The sequence below is a fragment of the Domibacillus sp. DTU_2020_1001157_1_SI_ALB_TIR_016 genome (assembly GCF_032341995.1).
GTDB lineage: Bacteria > Bacillota > Bacilli > Bacillales > Domibacillaceae > Domibacillus > Domibacillus indicus_A.
In genome coordinates this window covers 966492-990965 of sequence record NZ_CP135438.1, presented here as the reverse complement: position 1 = coordinate 990965, position 24474 = coordinate 966492, and the positions used below count along the sequence as shown (strand labels likewise).

The following is a 24474-nucleotide window of genomic DNA, read 5'->3' as shown; positions in this document are numbered from 1 at the left end:
TATAATCGCAATCTGATTTAACCGGCTTTCAACATTTTTGTAACTTAATTTAGGTTTAAAGCCGGCTGGTCAGCATAATCGACCCATGTAGAACCGTTTTCCGCAGAACGAACACAGTTTTCAATCCAGCGGATGCCGTCGATTCCAGCGTCAATGTCCGGATACACTAGATTTTTTACTGTTTCTTCATCGCCGCGGTTTTTCGCATCCATTGCTATCGCAAATTTAAGGTAGATATTGGACCACGACTCAGACAGCCCTTCCATATGCAAAGCACCTAGACGCTCATCGGCGTTGCAGCTTTCATCCAGGTAAGGCATGGCGCGGATCAGTGTCTGAATCGGCTCACCCTGCACTTCATAACGAAGTTCATTCGGCTTGCTGTCCCACCACTCCAGGCTTGCTTTTGAGCCAACGATGCGGATGCGGTGTCCGTCCATGCAGCCTGCATCGACAGAAGATGTCCATAGTCTGCCTACCGCCCCGTTTTCATAATGCATCATGACGTAAGCATTGTCTTCCAGCGGCGCCCGGCTGCTGATAAAGCTCTGGCGGTCGCAAAGCAGCTTCTTAATCTTCATGTTCGGCATGATAAGCTGTGACATGTAATACGTGTGGGTCGAAAGGTCGCCTAGAACAAAGGTCGGTCCAGCAATCTTCGGGTCCACCCGCCACTTTTGTGCATCGCTGAATTTATCGGCTTCGTCTGTGGCGCTAAAGCCGTGCGTATACTGCAGTTCTACCATGCGGATGTCGCCGATTTTGCCCTGCTCGATCATCGCACGCATCTGAAGCAGCAGCTGGTTGCCTGAGAATCCGTATGTAACGCCTACGATTTTGCCCTGCTGTTCGGCAAGCTGCTTGATTTCTTCCCCTTCCACTGACGTGAAGAACAACGGTTTTTCGCAGATTACATGAAGGCCTGCTTCGAGCGCTGCTTTTGTAATTTCATAATGTGTGCCGTTTGGCGTCGCGATAGACACGACTTCTAAGCCGTCTTCTCTTTTCGCTTCTTCCGCAAACATCGTGCGGTAATCAGGGTAGCAGCGGTTTTCTTCTACACCCAGGTTTACGCCAAAATCTTTTCCGCGTTCTGGATCAATATCAAAAGCGCCCGCTACTAATTGAAAAGCGGTATTATCACGAAGGGCACCAATACGGTGCTTATAGCCGACTTGTCCAAGCCGTCCTCCCCCAACCATTCCCCAGCGCAGTGGTCTTGCGATCTTTTTTTCACCATTCAACATATCGAAAACTCCTCTCCATTTTTAGAAATGATATCAGGCATTTGTTGCGAGCGCTTTCTCTTCTTAAAAAGAAAGCCTATTCAATATCGAAACTCTACAATTTCATTATAAGAACGGTGTTTATTTTTGTATTTAGATTATCAAGTCGTGATGTTGTACTTTTAAGACATATTGAAACGCTTACTTTTTATAAGACTCTGATTTACTGCATTTCGTTTGAACTTTCCTCAAACTTGGTTTCGTCTCCTGTATTCAGCCGGTGTGATACTTGTTTCCTGCAGGAAAACCCGGCAAAAATAATGAACAGAAGTGAAACCGCACTCGTATGCAATCGATGTGATTGAGCGGTTTGTAGACCTGATTTTTTTAGAAGCTTCCCTTACCCTTTCCTGCCGCACATAAGAGGTATAGGACATACCGGTTATTTCACTGAATAAACGCGATAAATGACGAGGAGAAATATGAAAAAAGCGGGCCACCTCGTTTAAAGAAAGCGGCTGGGCTAAATTATCCTGGATAAATCTTTGGGCTTTCTCAATCATCTGCTCCTTATTGTCATAAAACGGCCGGGGCTTTTGGTGATCCCGTACTCCACAGAACAAAGCCTGAAGGGACAGCATAAGAGACAGGCTGATTGCTTTCAAAACCTCTGACGAAGACTGCTGCTCAGCATGTTTCATTAAGGTCTTCCATAACAGTACCGCTGGCTCGTTTTCGGAATTAGGAAGGTAAACGTTTTGCTCGTTTGCTAGTTCCTCAAACAATAGCTGCTGTTCCCGTGAAGTATTCTCTTTTTCTATTTCAAAGGCAGCCCATAAAAGGTATAAATTCTTTCCTTCATAGATTTTATGGAGCTGGTTGGGACGGGAACAGAAAAACGTTCCTTTTTCGAGAAGAAAATCCTGCCCATTTTCAAAGTAAAGACCGCTGCCGTCTACTACATAACAAATTTCAAAAAATGAATGTTTATGAAGAGGGGTATCCACATGCTTTCTGTCAGCTCCCCAATAGTGAACGCGGATAGAAAGGTCTTTTCCCTCACAAAGATTAGCTCCACGCTGCAAAGATCGAACAGCCATACTTAAATTCATTAAGCAGAACCCCCTCAATAAACAGATTTCAAACGAAAAAAGCAATAAGTACTTTTTAAAAAATTAAGATAGTAATCAAAAAACTAGATTATAGCCATTCTATACGAATGAGCATAGTCGTTAAAGGACTTTTTCAGATGTGTTCTTTTGAATTCGTGTGGTGTGATGGGCACGGAAAAAAAATTCCAGCTCTTCCAGTGTCCGGTCTTTTGTTTCAGGTAAAAACTTCTTCACAAATGCGATGGCGGCAAGCCCCATGGCGGTGAAGAAAAAGAAAGTCGTCGATAAGCCGATGTTTTCGAGCAGCACAGGAAACGTCAATCCAATAAAGAAATTTGCGATCCATAAACAAAATACGCTGATCCCCATTCCCAGGCCTCTCAGACGTAACGGGAATATTTCGGCAAGCATAAGCCATGTGACCGGGGCAACAGCTCCCTGCATAAACGCAAGAAAAGTAACAGTCAAAGAAAGAACCACATAAGGAAGTGCACCGCTTCCATCGAGCACGTTGGAAAAGATCCCAATCAGCAGCAACGAAGTCGTAGTGCCGGCAAGTCCAACTAAAAGCATCGGTCTGCGCCGTACTTTGCCGAGAAGTACGATCCCTACACAAACAGCAATCACCGAAATTAAACCATTAGCAATGTTGGCTATTAGAGCTGCTTCTGTTTGAAAGCCTGCATCTTTCAGGATTTCAGTACCGTAATACATAATCGAGTTAACACCGGTAATTTGCTGTACAACGGCAATACCAATTCCAAGGAAAACGATACGGCGTATCCATGGAACAGCCAAATCTTGCAATGCTGCTTGTTTCACTTTTGCTTCGTTCAAAACCGTACCCTTGATTTTGTTAAACTCTGCTTGTGCCTGCTCTTCTGTACGTATTTTTCGAAGAACCGCCAGAGCTTCTTCGTCTTTCCCTTTTGAAAAAAGCCAGCGAGGACTCTCTGGCATTTTGATCATCCCAACAAACAGAAATACAGCTGGCAGTGCTGCGATGGCAAGCATGTAACGCCAAACGTGAATGTTGTCAGACATCATATTGCCCAGGACAGCATTGCAGACAAAAGCCAGCAGCTGACCGCCAACGATCATCAATTCGTTTTGCGTCACCATTCGCCCCCTGCTCTCCACCGGAGAGATTTCTGCTAAATAAGTCGGAACGGTTACCGATGCACCACCAACGGCAAGCCCTAACAAGAAGCGAAAAATGACCATGGCCGTGACGTTAGGAGCAAGTGTACATCCCAGAGCCCCAATAAAGAAGAATACGGCCAGGTATAAAATATTTTTTCGGCGCCCATTGTAGTCAGACAGCCTGCCGCCCACTACGGCACCTAATGCAGCCCCAAAAAGCAGAGAGCTTGCGACAACACCTTCCGTAAATGAGTTAAGCCCAAGCGCTTCAGACATGAAAGGCAAAGCACCATTGATCACTCCGGTATCGTATCCGAAGAGAAGCCCGCCGAACGTAGAAATAACAATGATAGTAGTTAAAAACGACTTCTGATTTCTCTGTTCACTCATGTAAATCTCTCCCTTCAAGTGTAATGCTTTTCCGTGGCCGTCATAATCCTTTTTCTGTGCCTATAGATCAGTTAACAAGTACCGTACGTAGTTTTGTTTCGAAGTCTCTTGGCAATGTTTCTTTCAATATATCCATTGATTTTTTCACACCTGTCAGCGGCTCCATCGTTAAATCTTCCATTTCAAGCACGACCGGTCCTTCGTATCCAGTCATCTTCACAACCGTGAAGAATTCTTTCCAATAAGCTGCATCGTGCCCGTAGCCAAGCGCTACATAGTTCCATGAACGGGACGCAAAGCTTTCCATTGGCTTCACATCAATCAATCCCTGTGCATCCACAATTCCGCGCTCTAATCGTACATCCTTCGCATGAACATGGTAGATTGCGTCTCCAAGCGTCCGTGCTGCCGCAATAGGGTCGCCGCCCATCCAGAACAAGTGGCTCGGATCAAGGTTCATACCGACCATGCTGCCGACTTCCTTACGCAGCTTCAACAATGTTTCTGCGTTATGAACGAGGTTGTAGCCAAGGTTTTCAATGGCAATTTTCTGAACGCCGTATTCTTTCGCTGATTTCACCGCTTTCTCCCAGTAAGGAAGCGCTACTTCATTCCACTGCCAGTCAAGCATGTTAAAATGCTGCGGCAGGATCGGGTGTGTGATCCAGTTTGGTGTTTGATCATTCGGTCCCCCGCCCGGGCATCCGGACATCATTACTACGGTTTCAACCCCTAAAAGGCCAGCAAGCTGAAAGGTTTTTTCAACGCCCGCTTTATGTAATGTGCCTTCTTCCGACGGGTTCAGCTGATTGCCTGAGCAGTTCAGCGCAGCAATACTGAGGCCGCGTTTTTGTATGGCATCCATGAACTGCTCACGTTTGACAGCGCTTTCTAATAACTCACCAAGATTTACATGTGGGGCTTTTGACCAATTGCCGCATCCAAGCTCCAGTGATTCAATCCCTAACTCTACGCACGTATCTAGCATTTTCTCGAACGGCATGTATCCCAAAATATCTGTCACTAATCCTGTTTTCATCATCTTTAAATTCCTCCTATATATTTAGTAAGATTCATACGAAGGGAAAGAATCTTCTCTGTAAAAAGAAGACAAGCTCAAGTCGATCCTTTTAACTTTTAAGGTCTTCTCTCACTTGAAAATCGTTTCATTGAATTTTCAGCCTTCCCTTTTAAAACTAGCTCTTTCTCAGTCAAACTCAACGATGAAATCGTTATCATTTTGTACAAAAATAAGAAAGATCTTATTGCTTATATTCGTAATTATAGGACAGGAAAGAAAATATGTATTTACACTATAAGGTCTTTTCATTGTACTTTAAGGACATTCTCACTGAATCTATCTAAAAAAATTGATTCAAATGGATACTTGCCAAGCAAATTTCAGTTTAATTTTTAGAAAGATTGATCATTTTTTCAGTCTTAAATGCTTATTGTTTGCTCAGCCTGCCACTTTATCGGATCTGCATACGTTTTTTGTATTTTGCATATAGTGCTTTTATTTTAAAAAACTAAATGATTATATTTTTATATCATGCTAACATCCAAACTGCAGTAAATATTGCCACTGAAAGTCAACGAAGGCGAATTCTTCGGTGGAAAATACGCTATTCATGAAGTGAAATGCACAACAGAAGACATTCAAAAAGCATGGAATAACACCTTTTCTGAGCTGTCAAACCGCAGTTATCAGATTGACGGTCGGCCTGGATTTGAAAGGTACATCAAGAAAATTATTTCCAATAGTATTTGCGAAATCTGTGTGCCTATAAAATAATGGTCATTCTGGTTGTAGTGAGTAAAGTGACTAAACTTTATTTAAACCAGCAATTGCAGTTTATATTTAGTTGTTTCAAAACAAACAAAAGCCTCTGCCTAAGCAGAAGCTTTTGTTTTGGAACACTCATTATATTTCTTTGCGTTGGCGATTCAAATTCATTACTGCCAGAGCCCTTTCTTCCTTCTCAGGAACATGGATGCTTTACTCGTACTTAGCCGCAAATTCATCCACGTTTTCCGGGGTCACCAGCTGATACGGAATGATCGCATCTTCTACTTCTTCTCCATTTGCCGCTTTAACAGCTGTTTCAATACTCGCTTTTCCCTGCCCGGCCGCATCCTGGAAAACGGTAACCTTTAATTTTCCTTCTTTCATCATATCCAGGGCTGCTGGTGTGGCATCAATGCCTGCTACTACGGTATCCTTGAGTTTTCCTTCCGATTCCAACGCCATAATGGCACCAATCGCCATTTCATCATTATTAGCGACGACCGCATCAATCTTGCTTGACTGCATCCAGTTTTCCATTAAGTCCATACCTTCCGGACGTGACCAGTTTGCGGATCCTTGTTTGACTACTTTCATGTCTGGATGTTCTTTAATAATCTGCATATTTCCTTCTGTCCGCTTAATTTGTGCTTCATGGCCCAGTGTACCATCCATAATGGCGATATTTCCTTTTCCATTCAACAGTTTTGCGACTTCTTCCATTTGCAAAATGCCAGATTCAATCGATTCAGACCCTACATAAGCAGCTGCTTTGTCAGCACCATCAAATGTCTGGTTTAGTACAATCAACGGAATGTCTGCCTCATTGACCATATTGACAATATCCATGGCCGCGACGGTATCAACTGGCGTGAAAATAATGGCATCTACGCCGCGCGCAACAAAGTTTTCAATATCCCCTTTTTGAGTCGAACTGTCGTTTTGAGCATCTGCGTATACAAATTCAATATCAGGATGCTTTTTTTGTTCTTCTTCCATCGCATCAATAATATAGGTACGGAATTCATCACTAAAGTTCTGCAGGGAAATACCGATTACTTTTTTATTGCTGTCTTCCCCACTACATCCTGCTAGTCCAACTGACAATAATAAAATAAAAATCATGATCCATTTACTCGTTGTTTTCATTTAAAATCCCCTCCCTATAATAAATCCTCAAAGAAAGCGCTTACTAAACAAGGATGACTTTTCTTCTTATTTCTTGTCACTGCCCCTTTCTGTATAAAGCGATTACTAGGTAATCGCCATCAATAATTACCGATCGTTTTCACCGGCGTCTTTCCTTTCTAATTCAAATAGTAAAGTGAGAAAGCGTTTTTGTATTTATCCTTTGACGACTACTTTGTACATTTTCAAGCCACAATGACGAAAAATCTTCTCTAAAAAAGAAAAAAAGCCAGGCGGGAAACCTGCCTGCAAAATTGTTTAGATATATTGGAGTTGAGATGTTTGTACGAAAAGTATTAGGATAAAACAACAGCAGCTTCATATCACCCTTTATTGTTCTTAAACACAACCTCATATTTTGTATATGCATCTACACGCGTATATCCATCTACTTCTTATAAAAATATGTTGTTACATCTATATCTTCCTTCTCTTCATAGTCAGTTCTTTTTTAAAAGAAGAAAATCACTACTAAAAAACAAATTTCCCACAATAACCAACTTCGGCTTATTGCAAGAATCATCCTTTGTATGTTGGCCCCGCATAAGTTTCCATTTTCTCTTCATAATAAATATATAACCGTATGAACGTAGTTTAAATAAAGGGAAGACGATCTTTGTGAATAAAAAAGCGCTAAGCGAACAAGAATGGGTATATGATTATGTTAGAAACCGACAGGATCCCCTGCCTCTTGTTTTGGGTACAAGAGGCACCTGGGGCGTAAGCGGAAAAAAGAGCATTATCTTAGTGGCTTTTACCCTGCCGGATATCATCGTTTTGAGAGACCTGCATAACGCGGCTCAAAATCCCATCCGGAAGATGACATATAAGGATATTGTTTATTTTGCGGTTAATATCGTGGACAAAAAGCAAGTGGAATCCATCATAGATGACTGGAAAGAAAGATAACTGTTCTAGTATTTCCTCCTTTGATAATCATCCGTGTTTTACCGTAAAAAGCTCCCTTAAAGCCTTTTTTAAGATAGGATTATTAGATACTAATCAATGAGTATTCTACAAAAAACAAAAGGGCAAACAGACATTGAAGTCTGTTTGCCCTTTTTCATTATTAAGAAACAACTGTGTACCTTTTATGATTAACCACCGTGCGGTTTCCTTCATATTCAAGTGGCGTTTGATTTTCCGTAATCGCCACAATAACCGAGTTTTCATTCACTTTTTGAACGACACCTTTGATTCCATTGTGGAATTCAATGATGCTGCCTACTTCCGCTACCTTCTTTGCCATCTTTGTCATCCTTTCTCACCAAACGAAACCAGCTTTTATATGTTTGCTTCCGATACTTTTGTAAGATTGTCCTAATACACCCAATGAAACATAGAACTTCATTTCATTGGACGAAAAGATACTGTTGAATGTATCATGATTCAGCCAGCAATTCTACCAAAATGCTCGGACAGAACTTTCCATTCCATACGCTAGAAAGCCGGCTCCCCTCAAGATGCCTGCGCTCAATTACGCTTAGACGTTAAGTGACTCTTTTGCATGGGCCGCCACAAAATCCTTTGTGATCAGCAAGATGTCCGCTGATTCATTCCGAATCACCATGTTTTCCGGCACTTCAACGTTTTCCATCACGATTGCCCGCTCAATAAACGCACCTTTTCCTATGTACGCATTTGGCATCACCACTGAATCTTTCACAACCGCTTTTGCATCAACGGTTACATTCTGAGATACGACAGAGAATTGAACTTCGCCGTCAATGATACATCCTTCATTTAAGATGGAATGCTTAACGCAGGCATTTTTCCCTGTTACCTGCGGCGGCAGGCTCTTGTTGGCCGAGTAAATAGGCCAGGAACGATCATGCAGATTCAGCTCATTTTCATCGCTTAGCAAATCCATATGGGCTTCCCAAAGGCTTTCGATTGTGCCTACGTCTTTCCAATAGCCTTTAAACGGATAAGCAACTAGTTTTTGCTGATCTTCAAGCATGGCTGGAATTACGTCTTTTCCGAAGTCATTAGAAGAATCCGGATTGCTTGCATCCTGTTCCAGATATTTCTTTAAAACAGACCATTTAAAGATATAAATGCCCATTGAAGCCAGGTTACTTTCCGGTTTCTTTGGCTTTTCATCAAAGCGCGTAACCTTGTAGTTTTCGTCTGTATTCATAATACCAAAGCGGCTTGCTTCGCTCCATGGCACTTCAATCACAGAAATGGTTACATCTGCTTTTTGTTTAATATGGTAGTCTAGCATTAAATCGTAGTTCATTTTATAAATGTGATCACCGGATAAAATGAGTACATGTTCCGGATCATATTGCTGGAGATAGTTGAAGTTCTGATAAATGGCACTCGCTGTACCCGTATACCAATTGATTTCTGAAGCACTAGCATAAGGCGGCAAAACCGTGACTCCCCCGCTGCTGCGGTCTAAATCCCATGCCCGGCCATTTCCGATATAAGAGTTTAAAACAAGAGGCTGGTACTGCGTTAGAACGCCAACCGTTTGGATACTTGAGTGAGCACAGTTTGACAATGGAAAATCAATAATCCGGTATTTCCCGCCGAATGGCACTGCTGGTTTTGCCAGATTTTCTGTCAGTTCTTTTAATCTGCTTCCTTGTCCTCCCGCCAAAAGCATGGCAACGCATTTTTGTTTTGTCATGTTGCTCCATCTCCTTTTCTCTTCTATATATTCATTTTGACCTAGTATGCAAGTTAGCTGGGTTCCGCGTATCACCTTGTTAAGCTCCACTTAATAGATTTCTACACCTCTACATTCGACACCTCTACATTCGACAAAAGTAGACAAAATATTTTATATATTCTGATAAGTCGACAAGCAAATAGAGCATGACCAAAAAGAACTCACCCTATGGGCTGGTTCCTTCTTAGCATAATTCCCTATTAAAAAATCGTTTGGATAAAATACTGGTTAAAGAATAGTTTTATATTTTACAGGGATGTACCTGGATTGCATTAGAATGCCTAAGATACATCTATAAGCCCAGCTATGAGAAATGATAGAAAGCTGGTTAAGTGGAAACATAAAGGAGTTTTAAAGCGGTTTCATTACTGTGCTTATTGTACAAGGATTTGTTTGAAATTACAATATTTTTCTAAAAAAGTATCTATATTTTAAAAAAGGAAATACATTAAAATCAAAAGCTATTCTTATCGTTATCCGTTTGATCAAGGTAAACTGGCCGAAAATTGGAGATTGTAATAAAAAATGAAAGAGATGCTGACATAGGCGTGCAAGCAGATGGATACGCATGGAATCTTTCAGTCTCTTATCCTCCTTATTACTTGGCAGCGTTTATGAACAACTAAATTAAACTTAGAAAGACCTTTTCGACTTTGCACGACTCCTTCTTCAACTGGAGTATCCTCAGTTGAAGAAGGACTTTTTTTATAAGATTCTTTATAAAAGTTCATTTATCTGCTTTGTAAGTTCTTTAAACTTCTGGTCAAGCTCTGCGTATGCTGTATCCTTTGGGGTCATAAAGCTCAGCTTTCCTAACACTTCTTGTCTTTCTGTTTCAAGCTTTAACCGTAATTCAGCCAGACTGTCTCTTTTGGGCTGCACTTTATCTAGTTGTTTTTGTACAGTGGAATTCGTTATAACGAGTTTGCTGCTGGTCGTTTTTTCTACAAAATGCTTATCATGAGAAACAACGATTAACGTTCCGTTATACTGCGCCAGGGTGTCTTCCAGCTGTTCACGTGAAGCCAGGTCCAGGTGATTGGTCGGCTCATCTAAAATAAGCACATCTTTTTCTTCTAAAATATATTTCATTAACTTACACTTCACACGCTCACCCATGCTCATATGCCGAATGGGTTCCGTCCATTGAGAAGCTGTAAACCCCAAATGTTTCATTAAGGTTTGAACTCTTCCTCTTGCTTCGAATGTTTCCTGGACAAAAAGCTGCTCTGGAGTTTGGTCAAGCGGTAAATCGAACACTTCCTGAGTCAAATAGCCAACATTTGCAGACGGTGATATCCATACATTGCCTTCAGCCGGTTCCTGTCCAAGCATTATATTCAATAAAGTGGTCTTACCGCTGCCATTTGGACCTGTGATTGATACCTTTTCGCCATGCTGAATCGTAAAATTAACGTTTTTGAAAAGTGTTCGTCCGTTAAATGACTTTGTTACATTTTTGATTTCTAAAAAGCGTTTTCCTGTCTTATGGTCTGATTTAATGGAAAAACGCACCGTATATTCTGGCTCAACCGGTTCAACTTTTGCCCTTTGGAGCTCCCTTTCCAAACGCTTTTGTTTTGATTTTGCCTGAGTGTCCATTCGCTTTGCTTTTGTGCGGTAATGTTCTTTAAAGCCTTCTTGCTTTGTTGATTGCGCATGGGCTTTTTGGGACCAGGAAGTGAGATTCTGCATTTGGTCTTCGATTCGTTTAACCATTTTCTGCTGTTTTTCATATTCCCCCTGCTGGGTGAGTCTTTTATGTTTACGGTCCTCCATATAGCTGGAATAATTTCCTTTTTGTTCTATAAGCTTTTTTCCTTCAATGGACCAGATTTTCGTGGCAACCGCATCCAAAAAATGACGATCATGCGACACCAAAATAATCGTGCCTTTATAATGTTTAATTTGTCTGATGAGAAATTCTATACTTTGTTCATCGAGATGGTTTGTCGGTTCATCTAACAGTAAAAGGTCGGCATCTTTTGAAAATCCCTGGGCAAGCCGTGCTTTCAATTTTTCCCCGCCGCTTAAATGCGAGTATTCCTGTTCTGGCACACTCCATTTTTCTAACAGCTTGGCCTCGGAAGGTGTTTTATCTTTAAATGAATGTGACTCGGTTTCTTGTTCAACTATGACCAATTTCGGATCTGGCTGCAGCCACTCTATATGCCCTTGTGTTGGGGTTAAGTCACGATGGATTAATTGCAGTAAAGTGGATTTGCCCGCACCGTTTTTACCAATTAAACCGATCACATCCCTTTTTTGAACGCTTGCATTTGCTCTCTCAAAAACCTTGAAGTCCCCTATTTCATAACCCATATTGGATAACTTTAATAATTCTTTCATATCATCGTCCCTTTCATAAAGGGAGAATAAAAAAAATCCTCCCAGTTAGTTGGAAGGATTAGCCGTACCTTTGCATGATGAAATAAGCTATTTTCAATAATAGCTGTATAACGTATTGAAGATGGGCAGACTAATCCTATTTTTTGTGATTTGAAATATGCGGTTTCAAATTCGAAAAATAAGATTAGTTAATCATCGTCCACCCGTCATTCCTTTCTGCATGTTAATTAAAATGATTGTAGCACAAGCTTATCTGTAAAACAAAAGGAAATAACAATATCTACCTAGCATTTCCTTAAATCAGCAAATTCTTCTTTCCTGCTAAACAACAAGGATGTTTTTGTTTGCCTACTAATAAAAAAGAGGGCATTATTTTTGGGCTGTTTATATGTTTTGGAATGGTTCTCATTATGTCCGTTTACAACACAGCTTTACATGGATTTTCAACATTTACAGCAGGAAGTGCAGTGGTTCAGTTTCTTGTCACACTGATTATTGCCTTTGTCTTAGAATCATTTGTGGAGCCGATCGCACGTAAAATTGCTTTATCACTCCCTTATAACAAATCAAAAGAAATCAACTTTATTCTGGCACTTTCCTGTTGTATGGTTCCTGCGATGGGTTTAATCATGTCTGTATACGGACTTGCTTTAACAGCGTTCATATCAGGAATTAAAGGTTCGATTTTCACAGCCTATCTTAAAACAGTTAGTTTAAATTTTGTCGTGGCACTCCCAGCGCAGTTACTTATTGTTGGGCCAATCTCACGCTGGCTATTAACTAAATACGTTAAACCATCCACGCAAAAAGCAAAACTAAGCGTGTAAAGCAGGCTGCTTTTTGGCAGCCCGCTTGTTTCAGGCAGAGCTTCTAAAATACGTTTCAATTAGTTTTTTCATTTACACCTTTACTCTCTTTCACTTATTTTACCCATTTATACCCAATTCCCCAGACTGTTTGAAAATGGTCATCAATAGGAAATCCAGCTTCACGGATTTTTTCTCGGATATTCCGCACATGGGAGTCAACCGTCCGCCCTTCTGTTTCGGTATCGTAACCCCACACCAGTTCTAACAGGTGGCCACGTTCAAATACTTTATTTGGGTGCCTCATTAAAATACCGAGCAGGGAAAACTCTTTTCGCGTTAAGCGAACGGATTTCCCCTCATAAGAGACTTCAAACTGTTCTTCATCCCACTTCAGGCCGTTTATCTGAATGTTCTTTGATGGAACGCTTCTCCGCAAAAGTGCCTCGATCCGGGCAAGAAGCTCCTGTTCACCAAAAGGTTTGGTTACATAGTCATCTGCTCCAAGCCTAAGACCTTTGACGACATCTTCTTCCTGCTGGCGGGCCGTAAGCATGATAATGGGCACGGCGGAGAAAGAGCGAATTTCCCTGCATACTGCCCATCCGTCCATACCTGGCATCATAATGTCCAGCATAACAAGGTCAATTGCTTCCTTTTTCATCAATGACAGAGCTTCCTCACCATTTCTGGCTTTCAAACATGTGTAGTGGTGTGGTTCCAAGTAAAGGGCAATCAAATCGAGCATCCGCTGCTCATCATCAACTAATAAAATTTTTACCATTTTGATCCTCCTTGCATTTAAGCCGAATTGTTGCTTCCGTGCCAATTCCCACTTCGCTATGAATTTCAAGAAGTCCGCCATGTGCTTCGACAATTTCTTTTGCAATCGATAAGCCGATGCCAAATCCACCGCTTTCTCTCGATCGTGATTTCTCCACACGATACAGACGGTCAAAGATAAGTGGTATCTCTTTTTTTGGAATGCCGATACCTTCATCTCTCACTTGAATCATCACTTCATCTTTCTTTTCGGATACAATGATAGATACAAGCGAACCCGCCTCTGAATATTTACGTGCATTGTCGAGCAGATTGAGCAGCACCTGCTGCATCCGCTCCATATCGATCAATACGCGAATATCTTTATCTCCTGATACTGATAGTGATTTTCCTTCCCGTTCAAAAGCGGCGCTGACAAAATGCACTGTAGATTCAAGCAAGACATCCAGGGACTCTTCTTTTTTAAAAATGTGAAATTCATGGCGATCCATTTTAGCCAGTTCAAACAGCTCTTGAATAAAGCCTGTTAAACGAGCCGTTTCTTCCTGAATAACGGCAGCATATTTCTCTTTTTCGCTTTCAGACAAGCCGGGTCGGTTTAAAATGTCCGAGTAGCCTTTTATGTAGGTTAACGGTGTGCGCAGTTCATGTGAAATGCTGCCCAGAAATTCATGCCGACTCTTTTTCAATTGATCAAGATCCTGTGATAGCTTCGTAATCGAAGCCGCCAACTCACCCAGTTCGTCATTCCGGTCAATCATCAAGTTTACATGGTGATTGCCAAGGCTCAGCTGTTCCGTCGCTTTTTTCATTCGAATAAGCGGGAGCGTAATCAGCCTTGACAACCCCATAATCGTTACTACAGTTAACGCTACTGTCATAACGCCTATCCAGAAAAACTGCTGCTGCAGATTCTCCACCATTCGTGCAATACCTTCTGTGCCCGAAAACATAAACACATGTCCAAGATGATCCCCATCTTTCATTACTGGACTATCTGAGGCAATGTATCTTTTTTCATTCCAATGTGTTTCAACTACTTTACCGCCGGCAGGCATGGATAAAAAATTCGTATTATCTATCACTGCTTTCATCTCCGGTTCAATTGGGTCAGAGTGGATTAAAACCTGCCCTTTTGCGTCTGTCACAATTACAATGAGACTCGATGCAGCTTCCATCATTCCTACATGTTCTAACGTTTCTTCTTCAAAGCTGGATGCTAAGACAGCGCTGTGTGTTTCTCCTCTTGCCAGCAAACTCTCCATTACTTCGTCCACCCGGTCATTTACCAGCGTGACATACAATGTATAAAACAAAAGTGATTCAATCAGCAGGATGCAGGCAAAAAATAAGAAACCTATTTTTAATGATAATTTTGTAAACACGGGGTGCCCCCTATTCTTCCAGATCGTTCTGTCCTTATTATAGAAGGAAGTTATTCATTTTTTGTGCAGAAAAAAATAAAAATGCACAAGAACTGCAAAAAGTTTGTATAAGATAGGCAGGTAGATAACATTAAAACGAAAGGATGATTTTAATGAACAAAAAAACAGGAAAATTACTTGGCACAGCACTCTTCGCCTCATTTTTGCTTGCAGCCTGCGGTGACACAGAAGAAGCAAATGTGGAGTCCGAAGCCCAACCAGCGGAGCAAATGGAAGAGGAAGATGCACATTCCGGCCATAACATGAATCATTCTGGCAGCGGCGAGGTTCCAGAAGGATTAGAGGAAGCAGCAAACCCTGCTTATCCAGTCGGTTCTACAGCCATCATTCAACATGGCCATATGGATGGCATGGAAGGCGCGGAAGCCAAAATTGTTGATGCGTATGATACGACAGTGTACACCGTTTCATATACACCAGCAAATGGCGGCGATCCGGTTGAAGACCATAAGTGGGTCATTCATGAAGAAATTGAGGATGCCGGTGATAAGCCTTTTGCAGCTGGAGACGAAGTGACGCTTGCAGCGGATCACATGGAAGGTATGAAAGGTGCTTCAGCCATGGTCGATTCTGCGGTTAATACCACTGTGTACATGATTGATTTCACTACAACAGATGGTGAAAAAGTGACGAATCACAAATGGGTAACAGAGGATGAATTAACTGCTAAATAAATGAAAGCCATCTAGACATTCGTTTATATAATGTTTGGATGGCTTTCTTTCTCTACCTTTTTACGCCTTGTTGTTTCTCTTCAAAGTTTTACTTAAGAAAAGAGAATCGCCTCTACCGTTTTAATGACAGTCAATCATACTCATTTTAAAGCTAAAATACCTGGGCTCCTTTCTACTAACCTGCCCTGGAGGCTTTTACGCCGGTTGTCGAAAGAGCCTTCACTTAGTCGTTTTAGTCAATGTTTAGTGTGTACCTTTTGAAGTTCACGTTATAATAAGGTCAAGAGTAAGGACCAGCTTATAGCGAAAAATTCACATAAATAGGAGGAGACCAATGAGTATATACGGAAAAATACCGGAAAATATTTCTCCTCTGCATGCGTTAGACAGTATAGGAGAAACGATTATTCTTGCAGACAAAGATTATAATGTAGTATGGATGAATGCTCAGGCCCACCAGGTTCTTTCAACGGTGGCTCCTTTATTTGGACTGACAAGCAGTCATGACATGATTGGGTTAAACATGAGTCGTTTTCATCGCAAACCAGAACAGCAGAAAAAATTTATGGACGAGCTCTCCGGCTCCCATCGAGCTCGCATTACCATACGTGACCAGTTCGTTGCAGATATTGTGATTACGCCGATACAAAAAGGCAGCCAGCCTGTTGAAGGATTTGTCGTGATGCTTATGGATGTGACGACGAAGGCAGAGGAAGAAAAAGAGAAGGAAAAGCTGATTAAGGCTTTGTCCACTCCTATATTGAAGATATGGAGTAATGCCATTGCATTGCCTTTGATCGGTGAGTTTAGCGTAAACCGGTTCGACTTATTAATTTCCTCCATATTAGAAGAATGCAGTGCTAACCAGATTGAGTTTGTGTTATTAAACCTGAGTGAGTTGTATACATTTGACAATGAAGTAGAATATCAAATGCAAAAATTGATTGATTGCGTAAATTTAATTGGCTCTCAATGTATTCTCGTCGGTATTCCTCCTGCACTGGCCAGATTAATGACCCATTTAAATAGGAATATATTGATATTCAGCACAACATATGAGGGCTTAAAATATATTATAGAAGCCGACAATGAGCAGTAATATTTTTGAAAAATTTTATCGCCCATAAAATATCCAAATATGACATCATCACATGTATACTCTATGAAAACTAAACTTGTAGATATTTTATCGAATTAACATTTCTCTGCTTATTCACAGGAAAAGCGATTTTCCGACTGTTCCTTTTGCTTTTCACTTTGCATATTCATGTACCTTATTATCCAACACATTGAAGCATAATGGTAATGTGCAGGCCACATAATGCATGATAAACAAAACAATACTGCATGGGAAAAGCCCTAGATTTTCAGCATCCAGGGCTTTTTTTGGTTGCTCCAGCTTTATTTCCTACAGCTTATTCTATTAAGGCATTTAAATTTAAGCTAGCTTATTAAATATTCTTTTAATGCTTGCTGCAGCGTGCCCAGTGTTTTTGTGCCAGGATCAAATGAGCGTCCCATATGTATCATTTTTCTTACTACTTCTGCTCTTAAACCTGTAATGACTGTGTTACATCCCATGAGGGAAGTGCCATCAATAATTTTCGTTAAATGATCTATGACCTGAGGTTCCATATCTGCGATTCCCGATAAATCCATGATCAAAGTCTGGATACGTGATACCCCGATTTCGGTTAAAACCTTTTCCTCAAGAATAGACGTTCGAAACATATCAACCGAACCAATCACAGGGAGGATACAAACAGAATTGTTAATTGGAATAATAGGAACGGATAGATTTTCAACCAGCTTTCTATGAGCTCTAATTAGAGAATCCTTATATGTAGAGTAACTAATAAAAAAGGCATTTAGAAACGCATCGACTTGATTATTAATTTCTTTCTCCAAACGAAAAAAATTCGACGTTACCTGTTCATCTGTTAAGTCGTTATACTGTTCTATAAAGTTCCATATCGTTCTGCGGATGGCCTGCACCCACTCTAATTTGAAGGATAGGTCAATGGAATGAGTGGCCCATGCTATACCTTCCTGTTTGGCAAACAATTCAAGTTCTTCTACTTTTCCATCAAGAATATAAACAACCAGCTTATGAGCATTATTAACAAGGTTAATATTGCCAATGGATAAAATTTCATCGATTTTGTTTTTAACATTGACAGCCTCTTCTAATAACTTTTCTTCAAATTTCTGATTGTTTATCTCGAAGAAGGCTTGTAGTTTAAATGAAGGCTGAAATTTCTCTTCCATTTTATCCTCCCCTTTATATAGAACATGTAAAATGAATACTACTTTTATTAAAACACACTATTCAGATAATTTAAATTTAATATTTCAATGGTTTTCACGATTTTTATAGTGTATTTAGTGTTTATCTGTTCTTTTGTTCAATTGATGGGCAGGTTAGTAGAACAACACAGAACCTGCTCCATTAAGCTCCCTTCACAGACGGCATACGTAACGAAGATACTCCTATCTACAGGGAAATAGTCCTTTTTCAAATAATTAAGAAGGATTTACAATACAACATATTGAATATTAAAGTTGCATTTAACTAGACATATTGAAAACAATTGGGGGGTCTTTTTTGGCAGTAAAACAAGGACAAAATACGGTAAATCCAATTCGAGACCTCGAACAAATCCAGATAATAAAAGAATATCTTCTTCATCAATCTTACCGGGATTACTTTTTATTTACCTTTGGCATTAACTCAGGATTGCGTATTAATGATATCTTAAAGCTTCGGGTCATAGACGTACAAAACACTGATTACTTGCAGGTTAAAGAGAAAAAAACGAACCAGACCCGAAAAGTCCGCATGACAAGTGTGCTAAAACAAGAAATAGAAAAATATACACGTCAGATGGCAGATTCTGATCTTTTATTTCCTTCTCGAAAAGGCACCGGCCCCATCGGGCGTGAAACAGCATGGCGGATCATTAATAATGCTGCACAGGTTTGCGGCATTGAGGGAGCGACCGGCACGCATTCCATGCGCAAAACGTTTGGCTACCACTTTTACCAGCAAACAAAAGATGTGGCCACCCTTCAGCAAATCTTTGGCCATTCAGCCCCATCGGTCACACTTCGCTACATCGGGGTTACTCCTGAAACGGCAGATCAGCTGCTTGAGCAATTTTGTCTATAAACATAAAAAAATTCATTACAAGGGGCGACTATTATGTTAATAGAAAAAAAGCCAGAACTAAAAAGTGCTTTAGAGACAATCAACGGGCATATCTTTTATTCTTTTCAAGATCCAAATAAGTATTTAGAAAATGCGATCACCTACGTGGTCTCAGGCATTGAACAGGGCAGCCATATTTTAATGGTTGAAAACCAGAGATTTCTCTCCCTTCTTCAGCAAAAACTGAAACCAATCTTAAATAAAGAGCAGCTGTCCCGCATTCATTACACCAATAATTTTGATTTTTATTTTACGAATGGAACATTCAATCCTGTCGTCGTATTCGATCATTTTGCGAAGTCCTTAAAACCCCATCTTGAAAGAAGTGAGACAGTTCGAACGTGGGGACACGTGGAGTGGAGAGATCTTCAGGATGCATACCGGGAAGTAGAGCAGTATGAACAAAATATAGATAAATTAATTGTTTTGAATGATATTACATCAGTATGTGCTTATAGGACGGGCAGAATAACAAAGGAATTTAAAAATGCTCTTTTGCAGTGCCATCAATTTTTCATGACAGATGATGAAATAGTTCTAATTTAAAAGGAAATAATCCACCATTGAATCAAGTGCTTTGGTGGATTTTTTGCCTTGCTTGCAGAGTTAGACTTCTCTCTTCGTAATCCGTCCTTTATGTTGGAACTCCAACACGCACAGTTAAGCTAGAAGACAATAAGCTTAAGTGTAACTTTGGAATAAAGTTTGATTAAAAATACGTAATTAATTCATATTTGATAACAAACGAAAAACACTTGGTTTTGAAAAAAGATTGATCCAAATCAAGTGTTTTCTTTAAATTAATTATGTGATTTTTATAATAAAGTTTGATCATTTTTATGATCCATCTTCAACTAAAGCACCCCGTTAGCTTAAGTACAACTTTTCACAATCTAAAATTCACCCATTTGAAATCAGCAAATTAATGATGGAATAAGCGTACCCCAGAGAACGCCATTACAATACCGTATTCGTTAGCCGCATCAATAACTTCCTTATCCCGTAATGAGCCACCCGTTTGTAAAATATACTTGGCACCACTTTGTGAAACACAATCAATATTATCTCGGAAAGGTAAATATGCGTCCGAAGCAAACGAGATTTCTTTTAATCCATTTAAATATTCTCTTTTTTCGTTATCAGTAAGCTTATGAGGTACCTCAACAAAACACTCTTCCCAAGCTTTTCTTTCTGGTACTGTGAGATCATCACAAAGCCACTTATCTATTGCATTATTTTGTACAGTATGTGGAACTCCTTCACGGAATTTCATCGCAAGAGCTATTGGGTGTTGCCTTAAATACCAGTTTTCTGATTTTGTTGCAGCCAGTCTCGTACAATGAATCCGAGATTGTTGTCCTGCTCCCACACCAATCGTCTGCCCATCTTTCGCAAAACATACAGAATTGGATTGCGTATACTTTAGTGTTATTGCAGAAATTAATAAATCTCTCTTTGCCGAATCGGGTAAATATTTGTTTTCAGTCACTATATTATTTAATATCTTCTCTGTTATTAGCAGATTATTTCTTTCCTGAACAAGGGTAACCCCAAACAAAGTTCTTTCCTCTATCGGTTCAGGCTCATATTTTGGATCAATCTCAATAATAAGGTACTTTCCTTTTTTCTTAGACTTTAGGATTTCCAAGGCATCATCATCAAAAGCAGGTGCCACAATCATATCAGAGACTTCTCTTTTTAAGAGTTTAGCAACAGAAAGATCAACTTTATCACTTAGAGCTGCACAATCACCAAAGGAGGACATTCGATCTGTTCCTCTCGCCCTTGAATAAGCAGTTGCAAGAGGAGATAATTCCATATCATCAACAAAATAAGACTTAGCTAGTTCATTACTTAATGGACTATATATGGCAGCTCCTGAAGGACTTACGTGTTTAAAAGACGCTGCCGCAGGTTCTCCTATTGCTAATTTAAGTTCCCTTACAAGTTGATAAGAGTTAAAAGCATCTAGTAAATTAATATAGCTTGGCTCTCCATTAAGAACTTTAAAAGGTAACTTTTTAAATGATTTGACTTTTGCACTACCTTGATTGGGATTAATACCATACCGCATTAATACTTCTTCCATTTATTCGTTCACCCTCTCATAAAAATACAAAAAAGTGTTTGATTTACTCAAACACTTTGCCCAGGCGAACGGCTTATAATATCAATGTGATCCCCCGTGGTGACCCACGTTTAATCGCCAGTACACATTGTAATAGTCCTTTTATAAACTTAACTTTACCAAAATTACCCTTTAACTTCAAGGGAATAATATTTATAATTTGAATTTTTCGAGATGTCAACTTGGTAATCTTCTTAAACTAAACTGCCTGTTAGCTGAATAAGAAAAGGCTGCCGAAATGGCAGCCGAGATATTAAACAAAAGCCTCGATAGTTGAAGAATGAAATTAAGCCTTTCCCCAGATGATCTGTTCTCAAATTAAAATTTAGCTATCTGTGCAAAATTTAGACCCTTAGTGAGCCACGGAAACCCCTTGCAGCATAGTAGGATTCTGCTCCATTGTGGTACATAAAGACAGTGTCGTAGCGACGATCACAAAAGATGGCCCCACCGAGTTTTCTAATATTAGCAGGTGTTTGCACCCAGTTCGACGTTTTTATATCGAAATCTTCAAGCTTCTGCAGCTCCCGGTATTGTTCTTCCGTTAAAAGTTCAATGCCCATGGCAGTTGCCATATCAATAGCGCTATTTTCTGGTTTGTGTTTTTTCCTGGACTCCAGCGCTTCACGGTCGTAACAAACACTTCTGCGACCTTTAGGGCTTTCCGCTGAACAATCATAAAAAATGTATTCGCCCGTCTTTTTATCATAGCCAACAACATCCGGTTCACCGCCAGTTGCTTCCATTTCATTGAGCGACCACAGTTTTTCACTATTAGCTTCGAGCTTAGCTCGTACTTTAGCCCATTCAAGACCTTTATGGCGGTTCATGTTTTTCTCAAAACGGGCTTTCAAAGTTCTGAGTAGTTCTTCAAGCTGTTCTAGGGACAACCCCTTATTTCTCTTCGTCATATTAGTTTCCCCCTTACTATTTTACTCATAATAGTTTAAGGACTAAACTTCACCGTTAATTCAGCAAGAAAAAATGATCGCCGCAACGATTACATCCTTCAACTCAAGCCTCTGTTACTTGAACAACTCCGTGGCTTATTTAAACTGTTCATAATTTCCTTTGGATTAGAGATACCGTTCTCAATAAAAATAGTTGCCCAATCCATAAACAATTTCATATAAGCTTCTTCATTCATATTTGAATTTAGGTGGGCTACTAGGCATACATCCAATCTAAGCTTTGACCCTGAGCATAGACTGGTTAAAAGTCTAATTTCAATAAGGAGTGAACCTCGAATGAATCCCTGGGGTCTTCAAGATTGTTTGTATCATTTCACGTATTTGTGGCTTAGGAACGGAGACAATTTCTGGTTTTTTTTAACGACTGTCGGGGAGTCAAGAGTTTATGGCTATAGGTTTTTCGGCGGAAGATGGAATCCTTATTCGGTTGCTTTAAGTGATATTGTTTCCTTCTATTGTTCTCCTCCGACTCCAACTCTATATTAAAACACTGCGCCTGCCCTTCGTAATCGTATCGTTCAGTTTTAGTTGAATAAGAAAAAAGACCGCGCAGTGACAATCATCTTGTGTTCAAGCACCCGTTAGCCTGCATTAAAAATTCAATTTGTTATTTATTCTAGGGTTGGTTAAAGTAATCCTTCTTAAAGTAAACTGCTTCTTTAGTTGAAGAAGACATCTACATCTAATAACACCATAAAATAGTGAATATGTCCCTTTTATATACCATAAGCAACAATCCTTACGAAAACAGCCATAGAAAAGAAGCCCTGGACGCCTATGCAGCGGATCTAGAGCTTCTTTTTATGCTGATTATTTTGTAAGACCTTCTTCAACTAAAGCACCCCGTTAGTTTAAGTACATTCCTTCACAAACTTGTCTTTTGCTATTTCTTTTATTACAGGAATACCGCCCTTTAGCTAAACAAAAAAAAGAGCATTGATCCTTCTTGGATCAATGCTCTGGTTTGTTTAAGGTAATTCTTCACAATGGGCATATCCGGATGATACCCGCTCATAAAATTCCAACCGATACCCCATTTTCCCTTCCATTTAGTGTAAACATTCTTCATAAATACCGATAAGGGATTCGCTGACAAAACATCAATGTGGCGAATGCACCGCTTCGCGGCTGACTACGACGCGGCGAATGAAGAACGCTATGACCAAGCCAATCAGTGCTATAATCATCGTGAACAAGAACACGTTTTGTGATCCAGCCGTTATCGCGTTTGCCATTTCGGCCTGTTTAGCCGGAGCGGAGGAGCCGTGCAAGTATCTCTCCATACCGCCCGTAAGGATACTAATAGCGACCGCTGTTCCAATCGCGCCCACGACCTGCTGCAATGTGTTCATGACTGCCGTGCCGTGCGGGTATAGCTCCGGCGGCAATTGATTGAGCCCGTTCGTTTGAGCAGGCATCCATATCATGCCTACCCCCACCATGAGCCCGATATGCAAAGCCACGATAAAGGCCACTGAAGAAGCAGGAGACAGGGTCGTAAAGAACCATAACATGATTGCAACGATCACGAGTCCGGGAATAACGAGCCATTTCGGCCCATATTTATCGAACAGGCGCCCCATACGCGGGGAGAGGATACCGTTCAGCGCGCTGCCCGGCAAAAGCATGAGTCCCGCAGTGAAAACAGACAGACCTGCACCCGTCTGCAGAAACATCGGCAGGATAATCATGCTCGACATCATAATCAACATACACGACAGTATCAGGAGCAGCCCAACGACGAACATTGGGTACTTGAAAACGCTCAGATTCATCATCGGATCGCGCATAGCGTTCTGCCGCAGTATGAACAGCACCAGCGCGACGATCCCAACGACGATTGAAGTGACCACAACTGCGCTGCCCCAGCCTTCAGATCCTTCGCCTGCCTTACTGAAGCCGAAGACAACTCCTCCAAAGCCGATCGTTGACAATGCGACAGACAGCAGATCGATCCGAGGCTTCGTGACATCGGTGACATTTTCCAAGTACTTCAGCCCTACCAACAACCCAATAACCAAAAACGGAAGCGATAACCAGAAGATATAATGCCATGTTAAATACTCGATTAATAGACCGCCAATGGTCGGGCCGGTTGCTGGCGCGAACATGATCACAAGTCCAACGAATCCCATCGCCGCTCCCCGCTTTTCCGGCGGGTATATCACAAGAATCGTATTGAACATGAGCGGGAGCAATAACCCCATGCCTGCCGCCTGTAAAACCCGGGCGAACATCAACATTTCAAAATTGAACGCGAGCGCCGCAATGAGCGTACCTAGAATTAAGCTTACGAGCGAACCTGTGAACAGCTGTCTCGTTGTAAACCTCTGCAGCAGCAGCCCGCTCATCGGCATTAAAATACCAAGAGTCAGCAGGAAACCGGTTGTTAACCACTGTGCGGTTGCGGCTGAAATTTGGAACACGTCCATTAAATTAGTCATTGCTATATTTAGAGCGGTCTCGCTAAACATGCCGACAAAACCGCAGATAAGCAGCGATGCCAAGATGGCACGCGTATTGTATTGCTTCTTCATTTCTATATCTCCTTATAAATCAATTTAAATAATAACCATTTATTTTTT

The 24474-nt window shown here is 40.7% G+C and carries 21 protein-coding genes and 1 riboswitch; of the genes, 7 read left to right on the top strand and 14 right to left on the bottom strand.

Features of this window, described 5'->3' with window-relative positions; translation table 11 throughout:
• Positions 1-44: 44 nt before the first annotated feature.
• The 4 genes from RRU94_RS04655 to RRU94_RS04640 form a co-directional block, all read right to left on the bottom strand.
• The gene (locus RRU94_RS04655; protein ID WP_315690658.1) at positions 45-1247 is read right to left on the bottom strand and encodes a Gfo/Idh/MocA family protein; all 1203 of its coding nucleotides are present in this window, start codon (positions 1245-1247) and stop codon (positions 45-47) included.
• Positions 1248-1474: 227 nt separating this feature from the next.
• A complete protein-coding gene (locus RRU94_RS04650) occupies positions 1475-2338 on the bottom strand; it encodes an AraC family transcriptional regulator (protein WP_315690655.1) in 864 nt (287 codons plus the stop codon).
• A gap of 120 nt (positions 2339-2458) precedes the next feature.
• Positions 2459-3871 (bottom strand): sugar porter family MFS transporter, encoded by a 1413-nt coding sequence (locus RRU94_RS04645; RefSeq protein WP_315690652.1) that lies wholly within the window; start codon positions 3869-3871, stop codon positions 2459-2461.
• Between the two features lie 67 nt (positions 3872-3938).
• Positions 3939-4910, bottom strand: coding sequence for a sugar phosphate isomerase/epimerase family protein (locus RRU94_RS04640; protein ID WP_315691941.1), 972 nt, complete (start codon positions 4908-4910; stop codon positions 3939-3941).
• Between the two features lie 540 nt (positions 4911-5450).
• On the opposite strand from RRU94_RS04640, the gene RRU94_RS04635 reads away from it, so the two are divergent.
• The gene (locus RRU94_RS04635) at positions 5451-5666 is read left to right on the top strand and encodes a GyrI-like domain-containing protein (protein WP_315690650.1); all 216 of its coding nucleotides are present in this window, start codon (positions 5451-5453) and stop codon (positions 5664-5666) included.
• A gap of 204 nt (positions 5667-5870) precedes the next feature.
• On the opposite strand, the gene RRU94_RS04630 is transcribed toward RRU94_RS04635, so the two are convergent.
• Positions 5871-6806, bottom strand: a complete 936-nt coding sequence (locus RRU94_RS04630) for a sugar ABC transporter substrate-binding protein (protein WP_315690648.1) — start codon at positions 6804-6806, stop codon at positions 5871-5873.
• A gap of 657 nt (positions 6807-7463) precedes the next feature.
• Between RRU94_RS04630 and RRU94_RS04625 the strand changes: the two genes are divergently transcribed.
• Entirely contained in the window at positions 7464-7754 is a 291-nt protein-coding gene (locus RRU94_RS04625; protein WP_315690646.1) for a hypothetical protein, read from the top strand.
• A 160-nt stretch (positions 7755-7914) separates the two neighbouring features.
• On the opposite strand, the gene RRU94_RS04620 is transcribed toward RRU94_RS04625, so the two are convergent.
• The 3 genes from RRU94_RS04620 to abc-f all read right to left on the bottom strand — a co-directional run bounded on the left by RRU94_RS04620 (position 7915) and on the right by abc-f (position 11874).
• Positions 7915-8094, bottom strand: a complete 180-nt coding sequence (locus RRU94_RS04620) for a DUF2187 family protein (RefSeq protein WP_251273381.1) — start codon at positions 8092-8094, stop codon at positions 7915-7917.
• Positions 8095-8328: 234 nt separating this feature from the next.
• Complete coding sequence (locus RRU94_RS04615) at positions 8329-9483, bottom strand: glucose-1-phosphate adenylyltransferase (protein ID WP_251273380.1); 1155 nt, start codon at positions 9481-9483, stop codon at positions 8329-8331.
• Positions 9484-10242: 759 nt separating this feature from the next.
• A complete protein-coding gene (gene abc-f / locus RRU94_RS04610) occupies positions 10243-11874 on the bottom strand; it encodes a ribosomal protection-like ABC-F family protein (protein ID WP_315690642.1) in 1632 nt (543 codons plus the stop codon).
• 344 nt (positions 11875-12218) lie between these two features.
• Between abc-f and RRU94_RS04605 the strand changes: the two genes are divergently transcribed.
• Positions 12219-12701: a DUF2798 domain-containing protein gene (locus tag RRU94_RS04605; protein ID WP_315690640.1), complete on the top strand. Its 483-nt coding sequence runs from the start codon at positions 12219-12221 to the stop codon at positions 12699-12701.
• Between the two features lie 94 nt (positions 12702-12795).
• Here the strand turns inward: RRU94_RS04605 and RRU94_RS04600 are convergent, their stop codons facing one another.
• Both RRU94_RS04600 and RRU94_RS04595 read right to left on the bottom strand, forming a co-directional pair.
• Positions 12796-13464, bottom strand: a complete 669-nt coding sequence (locus RRU94_RS04600) for a response regulator transcription factor (protein ID WP_315690638.1) — start codon at positions 13462-13464, stop codon at positions 12796-12798.
• Positions 13442-14848: a sensor histidine kinase gene (locus RRU94_RS04595; protein ID WP_315690636.1), complete on the bottom strand. Its 1407-nt coding sequence runs from the start codon at positions 14846-14848 to the stop codon at positions 13442-13444. Before RRU94_RS04595 ends, RRU94_RS04600 begins: the two co-directional genes overlap by 23 nt.
• A 152-nt stretch (positions 14849-15000) precedes the next feature.
• Here RRU94_RS04595 and RRU94_RS04590 point away from each other — a divergent pair, with 152 nt between their 5' ends.
• Both RRU94_RS04590 and RRU94_RS04585 read left to right on the top strand, forming a co-directional pair.
• The gene (locus RRU94_RS04590) at positions 15001-15582 is read left to right on the top strand and encodes a YdhK family protein (protein WP_315690634.1); all 582 of its coding nucleotides are present in this window, start codon (positions 15001-15003) and stop codon (positions 15580-15582) included.
• Between the two features lie 334 nt (positions 15583-15916).
• A complete protein-coding gene (locus RRU94_RS04585) occupies positions 15917-16681 on the top strand; it encodes an STAS domain-containing protein (RefSeq protein WP_315690632.1) in 765 nt (254 codons plus the stop codon).
• 344 nt (positions 16682-17025) lie between these two features.
• Here RRU94_RS04585 and RRU94_RS04580 read toward each other — a convergent pair whose 3' ends face one another.
• Positions 17026-17850, bottom strand: coding sequence for an STAS domain-containing protein (locus RRU94_RS04580; protein ID WP_315690630.1), 825 nt, complete (start codon positions 17848-17850; stop codon positions 17026-17028).
• A gap of 337 nt (positions 17851-18187) precedes the next feature.
• Between RRU94_RS04580 and RRU94_RS04575 the strand changes: the two genes are divergently transcribed.
• Together RRU94_RS04575 and RRU94_RS04570 are read left to right on the top strand one after the other, a co-directional pair.
• Positions 18188-18751, top strand: a complete 564-nt coding sequence (locus RRU94_RS04575) for a site-specific integrase (protein WP_315690628.1) — start codon at positions 18188-18190, stop codon at positions 18749-18751.
• A 33-nt stretch (positions 18752-18784) separates the two neighbouring features.
• On the top strand, positions 18785-19336 hold the full coding sequence (locus RRU94_RS04570; protein ID WP_315690627.1) for an MEDS domain-containing protein: 552 nt from the start codon (positions 18785-18787) through the stop codon (positions 19334-19336).
• A 376-nt stretch (positions 19337-19712) separates the two neighbouring features.
• Here the strand turns inward: RRU94_RS04570 and RRU94_RS04565 are convergent, their stop codons facing one another.
• The 3 genes from RRU94_RS04565 to RRU94_RS04555 form a co-directional block, all read right to left on the bottom strand.
• On the bottom strand, positions 19713-20879 hold the full coding sequence (locus RRU94_RS04565; protein ID WP_315690625.1) for a phosphoribosylaminoimidazolecarboxamide formyltransferase: 1167 nt from the start codon (positions 20877-20879) through the stop codon (positions 19713-19715).
• 51 nt (positions 20880-20930) lie between these two features.
• Positions 20931-21013: riboswitch (ZMP/ZTP riboswitch) on the bottom strand.
• A gap of 249 nt (positions 21014-21262) precedes the next feature.
• On the bottom strand, positions 21263-21829 hold the full coding sequence (locus tag RRU94_RS04560; protein WP_315690623.1) for a DUF4256 domain-containing protein: 567 nt from the start codon (positions 21827-21829) through the stop codon (positions 21263-21265).
• A 1160-nt stretch (positions 21830-22989) separates the two neighbouring features.
• Positions 22990-24426 carry a DHA2 family efflux MFS transporter permease subunit gene (locus tag RRU94_RS04555; RefSeq protein ID WP_315690621.1) on the bottom strand — a complete coding sequence of 479 codons (1437 nt, stop codon included), beginning with the start codon at positions 24424-24426 and terminating at the stop codon, positions 22990-22992.
• Between the last annotated feature and the right edge of the window lie 48 nt (positions 24427-24474).

Excerpts from the sequence above, each read along its gene's own strand:
- RRU94_RS04650 (WP_315690655.1), bottom strand. The coding sequence starts at position 2,338 with ATGAATTTAAGTATGGCTGTTCGATCTTTGCAGCGTGGAGCTAATCTT.
- RRU94_RS04640 (WP_315691941.1), bottom strand. The coding sequence starts at position 4,910 with ATGAAAACAGGATTAGTGACAGATATTTTGGGATACATGCCGTTCGAG.
- RRU94_RS04615 (WP_251273380.1), bottom strand. The coding sequence starts at position 9,483 with ATGACAAAACAAAAATGCGTTGCCATGCTTTTGGCGGGAGGACAAGGA.
- abc-f (WP_315690642.1), bottom strand. The coding sequence starts at position 11,874 with ATGAAAGAATTATTAAAGTTATCCAATATGGGTTATGAAATAGGGGAC.
- RRU94_RS04585 (WP_315690632.1), top strand. The coding sequence starts at position 15,917 with ATGAGTATATACGGAAAAATACCGGAAAATATTTCTCCTCTGCATGCG.
- RRU94_RS04565 (WP_315690625.1), bottom strand. The coding sequence starts at position 20,879 with ATGGAAGAAGTATTAATGCGGTATGGTATTAATCCCAATCAAGGTAGT.
- RRU94_RS04580 (WP_315690630.1), bottom strand. The coding sequence starts at position 17,850 with ATGGAAGAGAAATTTCAGCCTTCATTTAAACTACAAGCCTTCTTCGAG.
- RRU94_RS04600 (WP_315690638.1), bottom strand. The coding sequence starts at position 13,464 with ATGGTAAAAATTTTATTAGTTGATGATGAGCAGCGGATGCTCGATTTG.
- RRU94_RS04590 (WP_315690634.1), top strand. The coding sequence starts at position 15,001 with ATGAACAAAAAAACAGGAAAATTACTTGGCACAGCACTCTTCGCCTCA.
- RRU94_RS04655 (WP_315690658.1), bottom strand. The coding sequence starts at position 1,247 with ATGTTGAATGGTGAAAAAAAGATCGCAAGACCACTGCGCTGGGGAATG.
- RRU94_RS04570 (WP_315690627.1), top strand. The coding sequence starts at position 18,785 with ATGTTAATAGAAAAAAAGCCAGAACTAAAAAGTGCTTTAGAGACAATC.
- RRU94_RS04620 (WP_251273381.1), bottom strand. The coding sequence starts at position 8,094 with ATGGCAAAGAAGGTAGCGGAAGTAGGCAGCATCATTGAATTCCACAAT.
- RRU94_RS04560 (WP_315690623.1), bottom strand. The coding sequence starts at position 21,829 with ATGACGAAGAGAAATAAGGGGTTGTCCCTAGAACAGCTTGAAGAACTA.
- RRU94_RS04645 (WP_315690652.1), bottom strand. The coding sequence starts at position 3,871 with ATGAGTGAACAGAGAAATCAGAAGTCGTTTTTAACTACTATCATTGTT.
- RRU94_RS04555 (WP_315690621.1), bottom strand. The coding sequence starts at position 24,426 with ATGAAGAAGCAATACAATACGCGTGCCATCTTGGCATCGCTGCTTATC.
- RRU94_RS04630 (WP_315690648.1), bottom strand. The coding sequence starts at position 6,806 with ATGAAAACAACGAGTAAATGGATCATGATTTTTATTTTATTATTGTCA.